This window comes from Micromonospora sp. NPDC050397 (genome assembly GCF_044901685.1).
GTDB lineage: Bacteria > Actinomycetota > Actinomycetes > Mycobacteriales > Micromonosporaceae > Micromonospora_G.
In genome coordinates this window covers 197,436-210,371 of sequence record NZ_JBJDPS010000001.1, presented here as the reverse complement: position 1 = coordinate 210,371, position 12,936 = coordinate 197,436, and the positions used below count along the sequence as shown (strand labels likewise).

The following is a 12,936-nucleotide window of genomic DNA, read 5'->3' as shown; positions in this document are numbered from 1 at the left end:
CGTACCGGTCGGCGTCGCGCCGACGCCGACGCCGACGGTGCGGTGGCGGTGGCGGTGGTCAGGACGCCTGACCCGCTGGCACCGGTTCGCTCTCCGTGATCCCCTGCCCGCGTGGGCCGGGGATCGCGGCGATCGAGGTGCCACCCGGCGGTGTCCGCAGTCCGTGCCAGGCCAGCACCGCGGCGACCGCGCTGAGCGGCAGCGCCGGCAGGGCATAGCGTGGCTCGTACATGCCGACCATCACGGTGAGCACGGTCAGACCCGGCCCGGCGAGGGCCAGCAGGAGCAGGTCGAGCCTGATCCGGCCGTCGACCCGGGCGCGGCTGCCCCGGCCCACGTCGCGACGGCGGCGGGCGACAAACGCCCCGACCGTCAGCAACAGGCCGATCAGGAGCACCACCGGCCCGAGCCGGAAGAACTCCCCGTAGTGGTGCAGTGCCTTGGTGAGCGGGGTCGCGCCGGGCGCGGTCCCGGGCCAGGTCGCGCCGCCGCCGAAGTTCGGCGACGCCTGGGCGGGTGGGCAACGGTCGGTGACCCGACCCGGCCCTCGGAACTGGACCGGTGGGACAAGGCGTTCGCGCAGGCACTCGTTCATCGGGCCGAGGTAGAGCCCGGGTACGAAGTGCGCCGCGCTCTCCTTGGCCACGACGCCGAGGTAGTCCAGCGGCTGCTGCCGCAGCACCGCCATCGAGAAGTTGACCAGCCGTTGTGACCCGGCCTCGCTGGTGACGTCGCCGAGGCGGGCCGGGCGGCGCCAGAAGAACGCGTCGGCCCGGTCCCAGCGCTCGCCCAGCGGCTGGTCCGGGCAGGCGATCCGCTCGTCCGGGGTCAGCCGCAGGTGGTCACAGTCGGCGATGATCGCGGTGCGGCCGTACAGCGCGGTGGCGCTCTGCGCGCCGTACACGGACTGCCGGTCGCCGATCCACACGATCATGCTGACGTACGGGACGAGAACGGCCAGGGCGTAGCCGACCAGGCGGCGCCAACCGACCCGACGGGCCAGCAGGTAGAGCCCGAGCAGCAGGGCGACCGGCAGCGCGGTGGGCTTGGTGATCCAGGCCGCGACGATCAGCAGACCCGAGCCGATCACCGCCGGGTAGCCCGGGGTGTTGGGCCCGAGCAGGAGCAGGACGGCGCCCGCGAACAGCGCGGTGAAGAGCAGGTCCGGCAGCATGTAGTGACCCATGGTGAGGGCCAGCGAGTCGAACAGCAGCGGCAGGGCGGCCAGGCAGGAGAGCCATCGGGGCAGGCCCCGGCGTTGCAGCAGGACGTAGATGCCGAGCGCGAACAGGAGGCTGATCATGTGCTGTAGCGCCACCACGGCGAGGTGGGTACCGGTCGGCTGGAGCAGCTTGAGCAGCGCCGAGTAACCCAGCGGCCGGTTCGGGTGCGGCTCCAGCGCCCCGTGGGCAAGCTGGATGTACTGGCCGCTGTCGCCGTGGAACCAGAACGCCGGCGGGTACGCGATCATGAACAGCAGGCGGAGCACCGCGCCGAGGGCCAGCAGGATGCTGATCGCGAGATGCTGGCGGATCAGGTGTCGTGCCCGGGTGACGAGAGTGGGTGTCGCCGGCACCGAGGGGCCTGCCTCGGAGTCAGGGGTACGGGATGGTTCGCCCTGCGCGATGATGGTGGTCTCGCCCATGGTGCGTCTGACTCGCCTCCGGTCGGCGGTGCTGGTGATCGGCCGTCCCGGAGCGGGACACCGACACGTTCCAGCCGGCTCCCCAACCTGCCCGCGTACGCACGGAGTCGTGACCGGAGCCGAGAGATCACCGGTATGGTAGCGCGCTCGGGCGACGGTGGGCGGGCAGGCCCGAGCCGGATCGCGGGCGGTCTCTGTCGCACCGCTCCACCGGTGGGGCGGGACGACGATATGCCCCCTCCCGGACATATCTCCGGTCGACCCCAGCTCGGCACGACGACCCCCGAACCGGCACGGAGCAACACCCGGAAATGCGCTGGGGACACGCCCCACCGGTCGGGTACGGTCAGCCCATGTACTCCGGTGCCGCCTCGATCATGAAGCCCTGGTCCCTCCGCTGACGGCGGCAGGGTTGACCGACTTCCTCTGACAAGACTCTGCTCCGCCGTCCTGGCGTTCCCGTCGGGCGGCCCACTCGTGCTGTCCGGCTCCGTGACGAGCTGAGAGCAGACCAGTGAAGAATTTCGAACAGATCCCCTTCCACGACACGACCTCGGGCCCCGATCACACCTGGGGCGGCCGGCTACCGGCCGGGAACCGGGCACATGTCCGAGCCGACGGCGTCCGGGTCGTACTGGGCGGGCGTGTGGTCCTGTCCGACGTCAGCGTGACGGTTTCGGCCGGCTCACGTCTGGCCGTCGTCGGCGAGAACGGCCGCGGCAAGACGACGTTGCTGCACGTACTGGCCGGCATGATCTCGCCCGACCAGGGCACCGTGGAGCGGATCGGCACGGTGGGCGTCGCCCGGCAGGCGTTGGAGGCGTACAGCGGCGAGACGGTGGGCACCCTCGTGCTGGGCGCGACCCGGGAGTCGCGACACGCGCTGCGGGCGCTCGACGACGCCGCGACCGCGATGACCCGGGGCGGGGCGGGCTCCGACACCGCCTACGCCGCCGCACTCGACGCGGCCACCCGGCTGGATGCCTGGGACGCGGAGCGTCGCGTCGACGTGGCGTTGGCGGGGCTCGACGCCTGCACCGACCGGCGGCGCCCACTGTCGACACTGTCGGTCGGTCAGCGTTACCGGGTCCGGCTGGCCTGCCTCCTGGGGGCGCGCCACGACCTGCTGATGCTGGACGAGCCGACCAATCATCTCGACGCCGACAGCCTGATCTTCCTCACCGCGCGGCTTCGTCAGCACCAGGGTGGGGTGCTGGTCGTGACGCACGACCGCGCCCTGCTCAGGGACGTGGCCACGGAGTTCCTGGACCTCGATCCCAGCCAGGACGGTCGGCCCCGCCTGTTCGCCGGTGGCTACGCCGGCTGGCAGGACGGGCGTCGGCGTGAGCGCGAACGCTGGGGACGGGACTACGAGGCGCAGCAGGCCGAGCACCAGCGACTGGCCGAAGCGGTGAACGAGGCACAGGGGCGACTCAGCACCGGCTGGCGCCCGGAGAAGGGACACGGCAAGCACCAGCGGCAGTCTCGCGCGCCCGGCCTGGTCCAAGCGCTGCGGCGCCGGCAGGAAGCGCTCGACGCGCACCGGGTCAGCGTGCCCGAGCCCCCGCTGCCGCTGCGCTGGCACGATGCCGGCACACGTCGCGGCCTGCCCGTCCTGCGGTGCCACGGCGTCACCGTGACCGGGCGTCTGCACCGACCCGTCACGCTCACCCTCGACGGCGGGGACCGTCTGCTCGTCACCGGCCCCAACGGGGCGGGCAAGTCGACGCTGCTCGCGGTGATGGCACAAGACCTCGAACCGTCGACCGGGGAACTCCGTCACCTTTCGCGGGCGCGGGTGGCGTACCTCGGGCAGGAGGTGCCGGACTGGCCCGCGACCGTCCTCGCGCACGAGTTGTACGACCAGCACGTCGGCCGGCTCCGGTCCCGGGGACACCTCGGCGAACGGGACGTGCTGCCCCTGACCGCGACCAACCTGCTGGACCGGGAGACGCTCCGTACCCCGGTCAGGCGGATGTCGCAGGGTCAGCAACGCCGGCTGAACCTGGCCCTGCGGCTGGCCGAACGACCCGACCTGCTCATCCTCGACGAACCCACCAACCATCTGTCGGCGCTCCTGGTCGACGACCTGACCGCCGCCCTGCTGGAGACCTCGGCGGCGGTGGTCGTCGCCACCCACGACCGGCAGCTGCTCCACGACCTCGCGGCATGGCCCACCCTGCCGCTCGGCTCCGGGAGCTGAGCGGGGCCGCCCGCCGGGTCGGTGCGTCACACCGTCACGGCGGGCGGGCCCGAGCCGCCCCGCTCAGACCGTGCGATCAGTACGCCAACGCGGTCGACCCGCACGGTTGTGCCAGCAGGTCCGGGCTGGCGGCGGTACGGAACCCGAAACCGTACGCCTGGATGACCGTCGACTGCTGACAGACCGACGAGTTGGGACCGGAGAACGTGTTCGAGACGATCGAGCCGGCGGTCAACTTGGCCCTGGGTACGACGTTGTACACGTCGGTGCGGATCGGGAAGTTCACGTTCAGGGTGCCGTCGCCGTTGCGGGGGTTGACGCCGCCGACCGAGGCCAGTATCGACTGGCCGCGCCGGTCCTCGATCACCACCTGCTCCCCGCCGACCTGCTGCCCGTTCCGGCCCTGGCTGATCCACTGCGCCACCGAGTACGGCAGCACGTAGTCGTTGTGGCCGTTCAGTGCGGTGCCGTCGTTCGGCTGGAGGGTGTGGTTCAGGTCCTGGACGCACGGGTAGTCGCCGTACACCAGCTCCTGCTCGCTGATGCCCATCGTGTGCAGCCAGAACTGCCGTGCGCCGGTGCCCGCGCGCGGCAGCAGCGGGGTCACGGGTACGCCCGCGATGTCGGTGGTGAGGCACTGGTAGATGTGCCGCAGCAGGTTGAGCGAGTAGGACGTGGGCAGGTCACTGTTCGTGTTGATCGCCACGGTCATCGCGTCGACCGCGAACGGGATGTAGGTGTAGGTGCCGGTGCCCCTCGGGTTCACCCGGTCGGGATAGTTGTAGGACCGGGCGAAGTCGACGCAGCCGTACGTCGGCTGCGAGACGCTCTGCGCCAGCTCCAGCGCCGTACGGCCGGTGACCGAGCCGTTCGGGCGGAACATCGCGCAGTCCCCGTTCGGACCGGATGCCTTGGTCCTGATCGTCGTACCGCTGGGCCGGGCGTCCCAGGAGGCGATCACGGTGCCGTTGCCGATCACCTTGCCGAGGTGGTTCATCACGTCCTGCCCGGTGTCGGAGCCGACCCCGGCGAGCTGCCGGTACGAGGTGACCGGTGCCGGGTCCGCCGACGCCAGGGTCGCCCGGGCGGCCAGGGCGGACGCGACGACGAGCACGGGGGCGAGCACGAGTGCGACGTGACGCCGTAGGGCCGGGATCCGTTCCACCTTCATGAGATTCCTCCCGTTCATCGGGGTGCTTCGGCCGAGGGGATCCGTCGTTGCCGATGTCTGTTGGTCGAGTCTTCTCCGTCGCCACCACGGCCGATACCACGATCGCGCGAACGTCTCGCGGTCAAACTGACGACCGCGTTCCGGCCAGATGAACAGGGCTGGCACCAAGGCGGCGCCAACTTGGCACCAACTTGAGCCAAGATGGCTTGCCCGCGTGCCATCCGTGTGCCATATTGGCACCATGGAACTGACGGAGTACGTGAACAACCTCGGCCGTGAATTCGCCACGGTTGCCGAAGCCGGCGGCGAGGAGGCACGCGCGCTGGTCGAGCGCCTGACCGGCCCGCTCGAGTCGGCGATCCGGATGACGCTGCTGGACGCGCTGTCGGCCGCCGCCGACGAGATCACCCGCGACCTGGCCCCCGGCTCGGTGGAGCTGCGCCTGCGTGGCCGCGACCCGAACTTCGTCGTGACCCCGCCGCCCGCCGAGCCGGTCAGCCCCACCGCCGGGCCCGCCACCACGGCCGACGGCGCCCCGGACAGCGAGCTGCTGATCAGCGAGGACGGCCCGGCCGCCCGGATCAACGTACGGCTACCCGAACAGCTCAAGGCCGCGATCGAGGAAGCCGCGGCCAAGGAGGGTCGCTCGGTCAACGCCTGGCTGGTCCGGGCGGCCACCTCCGCCCTGCGCGGCGGCGACCGCGACCCGCATCCGCAGGCACCGAGCGGCGGGAAACGCAGCCAGCAGCGCTTCACCGGCTGGGTGCGTTAGCCCCCGGCCGCACCGCACGCCTTCTCTCTCACTCACGTTCCCCACCTGCGGGAACGACTCACTCACCGATGGATCGGGGACAACCATGCCCAGTTACGAAACGCCTGAACCGATCACCGTCACGCTCGACCTCGGCGTCGGCGAGGTGCGGGTCGTCGCCAGCGACCGGACCGACACCGTCGTGCGGGTCCGCCCGAGCGACGAGTCCGACGAGTCCGACGTGAAGGCCGCCGGGCAGGTCCGGGTCGACCTGACCAACGGCACGCTGCGCGTCACCGGGCCGAAGTCGCGTGCCTTCGACTTCTCCCGCAAGACCAGGTCGGTCGACGTCACCATCGAACTGCCCACCAATTCCGAGGTGTCGGCCGAGTTGCAGCTCGGCGACGTACGCTGCGCCGGACAACTGGCGGACTGCCGGGTCAAGACCTCCGCCGGCAACGTCTCGCTCGACCGTACCGGCCCGCTGCGCCTGAGCACCGGGGCCGGTCACGTCACCGCCGAGAGCATCACCGGCACCGCCGACATCTCGACCGGCTCCGGGACGATCCGGATCGGCGAGATCGACGGCACCGCGGTCATCAAGAACTCCAACGGCATCACCACGATCGACGCGATCAGCGGCGACCTGCGGGTCCGCGCCGCCAACGGCGACATCCAGGTCGAACGGGCCGGGGCCGGTGTCGACGCGAAGACCTCCAACGGCAGCGTCCGCATCGGCGAGGTGGTCCGCGGCTCGGCCCTGCTCGGCACCGCCATGGGAGACCTCGACATCGGCGTCGCCAACGGCACCGCCGCCTGGGTCGACGTCAACACCGCGTTCGGACACGTACACAACCAGTTGGAGGACGCCACCCGGCCGGAAGAGGCCGACCAGACCGTCGAGGTACGCGGACGCACCTCGTACGGCGACATCACCATCCGCCGCTCCTGACCCACCTCCGTCCTGGAAGGACATCATGACCCGCACAGAATCCCGGCCGGCGATCGTCGCCACCGGGCTACGGAAGTCGTTCGGCGACCATGTCGTGCTGGACGGTCTCGATCTGGACGTACCCCGGGGAACGGTCTTCTCGCTGCTCGGCGCGAACGGTGCCGGGAAGACCACCACCGTCAAGATCCTGTCCACCCTGCTCGGCGCCGACGGCGGTGAGGTCCGGGTCGCCGGGCACGACCTGGCTCGCGAGCCGGACGCCGTACGCGCCGCGATCGGCGTCACCGGTCAGTTCTCCGCCGTGGACAAGCTGCTCACCGGCGAGGAGAACCTGCGGCTGATGGCCGACCTGCACCACCTCGCCCGGGGTGAGGGCCGGCGGCGCGCCGCCGAGTTGCTCGAACAGTTCGGCCTCACCGAGGCGGCCAGGAAGCCGGCGATGACCTACTCCGGGGGCATGCTGCGCCGGCTCGACCTGGCGATGACACTGGTCGGCAGCCCTCAGGTGATCTTCCTCGACGAGCCGACCACCGGACTCGACCCGCGCAGCCGCCGGGACATGTGGCAGATCGTCCGGGACCTGGTGGCCGGCGGCGTCACCATCTTCCTGACCACGCAGTACCTGGAGGAGGCCGACGAGCTGGCGGACCGGATCGCGGTCCTCGACCACGGCCGGATCGTCGCCGAGGGAACCGCGGAGGAACTGAAGCGCCGCATCCCCGGTGGACACGTACGCCTGCGGTTCGCCGACCCGCGCGGCCTCGACGCGGCCCTGGGCGTGCTGGGCGAGGCCGCGCGCGACAACGACGCCCTCGCCCTGCGGGTGCCCAGCGACGGCAGCCTGCGCTCGCTGAAGGCCCTGATCGGCCGACTCGACGACCGGGCGATCGAGGTCGACGAACTGTCCGTGCACACCCCCGATCTCGACGACGTCTTCCTCGCCCTCACCGGCAACCCCACCCCCACGAACGAGAAGGTGACCGCTCGATGAGCACCCCCGCCCTCGCCGGACCGGCCCCGGCAAGCCTGCGTTTCCATCCGTTACGCGACTCGGCGACGATGCTGCGTCGCAACCTCAAGCGCATGCTGCGGTACCCGTCGATGACCGTGATGCTGGTCGGGATGCCGGTCGTCTTCCTGCTGCTCTTCGTCTACGTGCTGGGCGGCACGCTCGGCGCCGGACTAGCCGGTACGGTGCACGGTGGCGTGGCCGGCGGGCGTGCCGCGTACGCCAACTACGTGGCCCCCGCGATCATCCTGATGACCGTGACGTCCACGGTCCAGGGGACCGCGATCTCGATCGCCATGGACATGACCGAGGGCATCATCACCCGCTTCCGTACGATGCACATCGCCCGCGTCTCGGTGCTGACCGGACACGTCCTGGGCAGCATGATCCAAGCGGTGTTCAGCCTGGCGATCGTGATCGGCGTGGCGCTGCTGGTTGGTTTCCGGCCCACCGCCGGGCTCGTCGGGTGGCTCGCCACCGCCGGGTTCCTGCTGGTGGTGACGTTCGCGCTGGTCTGGCTGGCGGTCGCGCTCGGCCAGGTGAGCAAGAGCGTCGAGACCGCGAGCAACCTGCCCATGCCACTGGTCCTGCTGCCCTTCCTCGGCAGCGGGTTCGTCCCCACCGACTCGATGCCGGCGGGTCTGCGCTGGTTCGCCGACTACCAGCCGTTCACGCCGATCATCGAGACCCTGCGCGGCCTGATGATGGACGAGCCGATCGGGAACAACGGGTGGATCGCGCTCGCCTGGTGCGCCGTCATCGCGCTGGGCGGATACCTCTGGTCGAAACGGCTCTTCAACCGCGAGTCCTGACCCTGCCACCACTGCCCGGGCGAGACGGTCAGCGTCCCGCTCGGCGGACAGACGCCAGACCTCGGACCCGGGCTCACGCCCGGGTCCGTTCTGGTGCCGGGTCCCCGGCAGACGTCATCCCCCACGAGGTACGGCTCCGCCGCCCCCTTCACCGCCCCCCTTCGCCGCCCTCTTCGGCGCCCTCTTCGGCGCCCTCTTCGGCGCCGTCCGGCGCTGTTGGCAGACTCATCGCATGACAGCTCTGACCGCCGAGTTCGTGGTTGACGGCCGTGCCCCGCAAACCCCGGCTCTCGCTCCGAACGGGCAACTGCTCTGCCACGTACTCGTACCCGCGAGCCGGGTCGGTGACCATCTCGACACCGAAGTCTGGCTCGTCGACGTCGGCCTCGGTGTCGATGGCGGAAGCGCGGGCGCGGGCGCGGGTAGCTCGTACCGGGCCACCGCCGACACCGCGACGGAGTCACTGCCACGCTGGTCCGCGGACTCGGCCACGCTGTTCTTCCTGTCCGACCGCGCCGTACGCGGTATCCCACAGTTGTACCGGTTCGCCCTCGCCGATCGCACGGTGGCCGCGTTGACCGGTTGGGGTGCCGGGATAACCGACCACCGGCCACTCGCCGACCCCGACCTGCTCGTCCTGCTCGCCGAGGACGAACCGACCGACCAGGACGTACGCCGCGCCCGGGACCGCGACGACGCGGTCGTCGTCGGCGAGCGCGAACCACACGCCCGGTTACGCCTGCTCGACCTGCGCACCGGGCGGATCACCACGCCGGACGTGTTCGGCGGCCGGCACGTCGTGGAACTGCGGCAACGGCCCGACGGCGGCCCGCTCGCCGTACTCACCCGGGCCAGCGCCGACAACGACCACGGCCCCCGCACCGGCCAACTGCACCTGTTCGACCCCACCACCGGAACTGCGGAAGACCTCGGACCGGTCGGGGCCGAGGCACGCTGCCTGGCCTGGTGGCCCGCCGAGGACGGGTGGCACCTCGGTCACATCGCACTCACCCCGCCGGTACTCCAGGCCGGCGACTCCGTGTTCGACCTGGCCCTGACCGGCCGCGTCCTGCGCAACCGCACCGCCGGTCTCCCCATGTGCCCCACCGAGCTGTGCCAGACCGACGCCGCCCCGCTGGTCGTGCTCGCCGACGGCCTGGACACGACCCTGGCCCGGCTGGACCCCGCCGGACTCACGACCCTGTCGCGGCACCCGGGACGCCTTGACGGTGTCACCACCACTCCTGCCGGAAACACGCTCGCGGCGCTGACCGGGGGCCGCTACCAATCCACGAACGTCCACCTCGGGCCGCCGACCGGGCCGCTGCGAAAGATCACCCACACCCGCCCGGAGTTGGACGCCGTCCGTCTCGGCACCCAGCAGCCGTTGGCCTACCGCGCCGCCGACGGGCTCGACCTGGACGGCCTGCTCGTGCTACCGGTCGGACAAGCCCCGTCGGACGGCCCGTTCCCGCTGGTCACGATCGTGCATGGTGGCCCCTACGATCGCTACGCCGACCGTTTGCAGTTGTTCCCGTTCCCCAGCGCGCAGTGGCTGGCCGCCGCCGGCTACGCGGTGTTCCTGCCCAACCCGCGCGGCGGCCAGGGCCACGGCCACCAGTTCGCCGCCAGCGTCGCCGGCCGGGTCGGGCAGGAGGAGTGGACCGACATCCTGACCGGCATCGACCTGCTCGTCGCCCAGGGCATCGCCGATCCCGACCGGCTGGGCATCGCCGGCTGGAGCCACGGCGGATTCATGTCCGCCTGGGCGGTCGGCCAGACCGAACGGTTCCGCGCCGCGCTGGTCGGCGCCGGCGTCGTCGACTGGGGCATGCTCGCCGCGACCGGGGAGAACGGCCAGTTCGAAGCCGCCCTGGGTGGCAGCACCGGCTGGTCCGGCATCGGCCCGCACCCCCACGACGCGGTCAGCCCGATTTCCTTCGCCAGCCGCATCCGCACTCCGGTGCTCATCCTGCACGGCGCCGAGGACACCAACGTCCCCCTCGGACAGGCCGTGTACCTCCACCGGGCACTACGCCATTTCGGCGGCGCGGAGCACGAGTTCGTGGTCTACCCGAGAGAGGGTCACCGGATCCGGGAACGCAACCACCAACTCGACGTCCTGCGCCGGACCCGCGCCTGGTTCGACCGCTGGCTCCGCCCCTGACCACAGGCGCCGGCCCAGGTTCAGGTGGAGACCGGGTTCCGGTCATGCGCGTCGAGGTCACGCAGCGCGAAGCGGAGGTGCTCCCATTCCTCGTCGAAGATCACGTGAAGGCAGTGCAGGACCGGCACCTGGTGTTCGGGTGACCATGCGGCGGGGCGAGGCTCGGCGAGCAGCTCCGGCGTGACCGCCGCGAGGAAGTCGCGCACCATCGCTTGCCGCTCGGCGCGGAATTCGAGCACCTCCGGGTACGTCGGCTGCTCGGCGACGAATACCGACATGTCGTAGCCATCGGTCTCGTATTCGGCGTGCGGCTGCCCGAGCGGATGGAACGGCTGCGGCCCGCGCATGATCGCCTTGTTCAGCCACGCGTCGGTGGCGAACGCGAGGTGGCGCAGCGTCTGCGCGAACGACCACTCGCCGTCGACCGACGCGTCAACCGTGCCCTCGGGCATGGACGCGACCCGGTCGACGGCGGCCGCCCAGGCCCGCTCGACCGCCGCCCACGCCGCACCGAGGCTCTCCGGATCCGTGGCCTGCTTCAGCTCCCGCCCCGGGAACCGTCGGTTGAGCTCTGCCTCGACGAGCGGCGCGACGTCGACGCCGTTGACCAGGAGAGCACCGTCGGCCAGCCACGGCGCGTCGATATCGAGCTCGCGCACGTCGACGCCGCGCATCACCGCGCCGGCCAGCGTCGACCTGTTGAACCGCGCGCCCCGCAGGTCCCTGTCGACAAACGTCGTGACGTCGTCCTGGCCCATGGCATCCTCCACCGGTCGGCAATCGCGGCGATGCTAACGCGCGGGTGCGACAACCTGGGGTGAGCAGGTCGTTCACGTTCGGCCAATCGTTCGGGCCGTAACGCGTACTGGTCGGACCACTCATCTACCGCGCGGCGCTGTTGGCGGAAGCCATCTCCCCGCGCCTGATCGATCAACTCCTCGACGCCCTCGGCAAGTGGCACGACGATCCCACCGGGAACGACGCCTCCACACCCTGACCACTACGTCGGGGAGCCGCGCCGGGGCACCCGACCCGCTCAGGCCGGTGACGGATCGGCCATGGTGCGGGCCAGGGTCCTGCGGCCCATCCAGCTCATCGCCGGATTGCTCCGCTCGTAGTACCAGACCAGGCCCATCGCCTGCACGAAGGCCCAGGCCCGGCCGCGTTCCCACTCGATGTCGTCGCAGCCGAGTCGATCACGCAGCGCCTGACGTGGCCCCGGCTCCAGCAGGTGCCAGGCACCTGTCAGGTCGAGAGACCGGTCCGCGACCCCCAGACCGCCCACGTCGAGGACCCCGGCCAGCCGCGACCCGGCGACGAGGACGTTTCCACAGATGAGATCACCGTGGTTCATCGTGTCCGGATACCCACTCCTGGGCAGTTGCCGCAGCACGGCCCAGGCCCGACGCAGTCGTGGAACGTCCAGCAGCACCTCGCTCCGCTCGAAGCACGTACGCATCCACGGGTCGTGGGCCGGTAGCTCACCCCCGCGTCCCTGCCCACCGAAGATCCGCCCCCGGGTGTCGATGGCCCGTACAGCGCTGATGAACTCCGCGAGGTCGTGCGCGAACCCGACCGACTCGCCCGGATCCGCATCGCTCGCCACGACGCCGGGTATCCAGGTCTGCACCGACCAGGGCAGCGGGTAGCCGGCGCCGGGCTCGCCGATGGCGACGGGTTCGGGGGTCGGGAATCGCGTACGGCCGAGCAGTTCGCGTGCCGCGTCCGCCTCGCCTTCCAGCCACTGGCGAGCCGCCTCGACCGGCCGTGGCTGGAGCGGGAACCGTGCCGTGAGCCCGTCGCCGACCCGGAAGATGGCGTTGACCGTTCCCTGCGAGGCGACCCGGGCGACGGGCAGACCCCGCCACCGGGGGAACTGCGCCTCGACCAGCGCGCGTACGGTCTCGACGGAGACGCTGAGCTCGTCGTCATGCATCGGCACGGGCGGCAGCCTGGCACTTCGGAATTCGCCGTGGCAACCGAATTCGACCCCCACGGCCGCCCCTCGACACCCGGAGGTCACCCGGGCGGCTCCCCCAGCCGCTTCGGCCAGGTCCGGGTCCAACTCGCCCAGCCACGTTCGCGCATCAGGTCCAGCATCCGCCGCAGGTGCGGATCGGACTCGACCGCGAGGGTGCCCGGGAGATCGAACGGTAGGTCCCGGCGCGCCATCTCGTCGGGGTGGAGTTCCGGCCCGAGCCGGTAGAGCCGTACGAGTTGCGGGTC

At 71.2% G+C, this 12,936-nt stretch carries 11 protein-coding genes; 6 read left to right on the top strand and 5 right to left on the bottom strand.

Going from position 1 to position 12,936, the window contains the following annotated elements; genetic code table 11:
* Positions 1–58: 58 nt before the first annotated feature.
* Positions 59–1,645, bottom strand: a complete 1,587-nt coding sequence (locus ACI2K4_RS00825) for a hypothetical protein (protein WP_404507722.1) — start codon at positions 1,643–1,645, stop codon at positions 59–61.
* A gap of 514 nt (positions 1,646–2,159) precedes the next feature.
* Between ACI2K4_RS00825 and ACI2K4_RS00820 the strand changes: the two genes are divergently transcribed.
* A complete protein-coding gene (locus ACI2K4_RS00820; protein ID WP_404507720.1) occupies positions 2,160–3,848 on the top strand; it encodes an ABC-F family ATP-binding cassette domain-containing protein in 1,689 nt (562 codons plus the stop codon).
* Positions 3,849–3,924: 76 nt separating this feature from the next.
* Here the strand turns inward: ACI2K4_RS00820 and ACI2K4_RS00815 are convergent, their stop codons facing one another.
* Positions 3,925–5,019 (bottom strand): hypothetical protein, encoded by a 1,095-nt coding sequence (locus ACI2K4_RS00815; protein ID WP_404507718.1) that lies wholly within the window; start codon positions 5,017–5,019, stop codon positions 3,925–3,927.
* 241 nt (positions 5,020–5,260) lie between these two features.
* Between ACI2K4_RS00815 and ACI2K4_RS00810 the strand changes: the two genes are divergently transcribed.
* The 5 genes from ACI2K4_RS00810 to ACI2K4_RS00790 all read left to right on the top strand — a co-directional run bounded on the left by ACI2K4_RS00810 (position 5,261) and on the right by ACI2K4_RS00790 (position 10,710).
* The gene (locus ACI2K4_RS00810; protein WP_404507717.1) at positions 5,261–5,791 is read left to right on the top strand and encodes a YlcI/YnfO family protein; all 531 of its coding nucleotides are present in this window, start codon (positions 5,261–5,263) and stop codon (positions 5,789–5,791) included.
* An 85-nt stretch (positions 5,792–5,876) separates the two neighbouring features.
* Positions 5,877–6,722, top strand: coding sequence for a DUF4097 family beta strand repeat-containing protein (locus tag ACI2K4_RS00805; RefSeq protein WP_404507716.1), 846 nt, complete (start codon positions 5,877–5,879; stop codon positions 6,720–6,722).
* Positions 6,723–6,747: 25 nt separating this feature from the next.
* On the top strand, positions 6,748–7,713 hold the full coding sequence (locus ACI2K4_RS00800) for an ATP-binding cassette domain-containing protein (protein ID WP_404507714.1): 966 nt from the start codon (positions 6,748–6,750) through the stop codon (positions 7,711–7,713).
* Positions 7,710–8,543: an ABC transporter permease gene (locus tag ACI2K4_RS00795; protein WP_404507712.1), complete on the top strand. Its 834-nt coding sequence runs from the start codon at positions 7,710–7,712 to the stop codon at positions 8,541–8,543. Before ACI2K4_RS00800 ends, ACI2K4_RS00795 begins: the two co-directional genes overlap by 4 nt.
* Positions 8,544–8,775: 232 nt before the next feature.
* Positions 8,776–10,710 carry a prolyl oligopeptidase family serine peptidase gene (locus ACI2K4_RS00790; protein ID WP_404507710.1) on the top strand — a complete coding sequence of 645 codons (1,935 nt, stop codon included), beginning with the start codon at positions 8,776–8,778 and terminating at the stop codon, positions 10,708–10,710.
* A 20-nt stretch (positions 10,711–10,730) separates the two neighbouring features.
* Here ACI2K4_RS00790 and ACI2K4_RS00785 read toward each other — a convergent pair whose 3' ends face one another.
* The 3 genes from ACI2K4_RS00785 to ACI2K4_RS00775 form a co-directional block, all read right to left on the bottom strand.
* Positions 10,731–11,468 carry a DinB family protein gene (locus tag ACI2K4_RS00785; RefSeq protein ID WP_404507709.1) on the bottom strand — a complete coding sequence of 246 codons (738 nt, stop codon included), beginning with the start codon at positions 11,466–11,468 and terminating at the stop codon, positions 10,731–10,733.
* A 278-nt stretch (positions 11,469–11,746) separates the two neighbouring features.
* On the bottom strand, positions 11,747–12,646 hold the full coding sequence (locus ACI2K4_RS00780; protein WP_404509140.1) for an aminoglycoside phosphotransferase family protein: 900 nt from the start codon (positions 12,644–12,646) through the stop codon (positions 11,747–11,749).
* A gap of 83 nt (positions 12,647–12,729) precedes the next feature.
* Positions 12,730–12,882 carry a hypothetical protein gene (locus ACI2K4_RS00775; RefSeq protein ID WP_404507708.1) on the bottom strand — a complete coding sequence of 51 codons (153 nt, stop codon included), beginning with the start codon at positions 12,880–12,882 and terminating at the stop codon, positions 12,730–12,732.
* Positions 12,883–12,936 lie beyond the last annotated feature (54 nt).

Bases quoted from the DNA above. Each gene is read 5' to 3' on its own strand.
- ACI2K4_RS00775 (WP_404507708.1), bottom strand. From the start codon at position 12,882: ATGGCGCGCCGGGACCTACCGTTCGATCTCCCGGGCACCCTCGCGGTC.
- ACI2K4_RS00815 (WP_404507718.1), bottom strand. From the start codon at position 5,019: ATGAAGGTGGAACGGATCCCGGCCCTACGGCGTCACGTCGCACTCGTG.
- ACI2K4_RS00795 (WP_404507712.1), top strand. From the start codon at position 7,710: ATGAGCACCCCCGCCCTCGCCGGACCGGCCCCGGCAAGCCTGCGTTTC.
- ACI2K4_RS00790 (WP_404507710.1), top strand. From the start codon at position 8,776: ATGACAGCTCTGACCGCCGAGTTCGTGGTTGACGGCCGTGCCCCGCAA.
- ACI2K4_RS00810 (WP_404507717.1), top strand. From the start codon at position 5,261: ATGGAACTGACGGAGTACGTGAACAACCTCGGCCGTGAATTCGCCACG.
- ACI2K4_RS00785 (WP_404507709.1), bottom strand. From the start codon at position 11,468: ATGGGCCAGGACGACGTCACGACGTTTGTCGACAGGGACCTGCGGGGC.
- ACI2K4_RS00825 (WP_404507722.1), bottom strand. From the start codon at position 1,645: ATGGGCGAGACCACCATCATCGCGCAGGGCGAACCATCCCGTACCCCT.
- ACI2K4_RS00805 (WP_404507716.1), top strand. From the start codon at position 5,877: ATGCCCAGTTACGAAACGCCTGAACCGATCACCGTCACGCTCGACCTC.
- ACI2K4_RS00780 (WP_404509140.1), bottom strand. From the start codon at position 12,646: ATGCATGACGACGAGCTCAGCGTCTCCGTCGAGACCGTACGCGCGCTG.
- ACI2K4_RS00800 (WP_404507714.1), top strand. From the start codon at position 6,748: ATGACCCGCACAGAATCCCGGCCGGCGATCGTCGCCACCGGGCTACGG.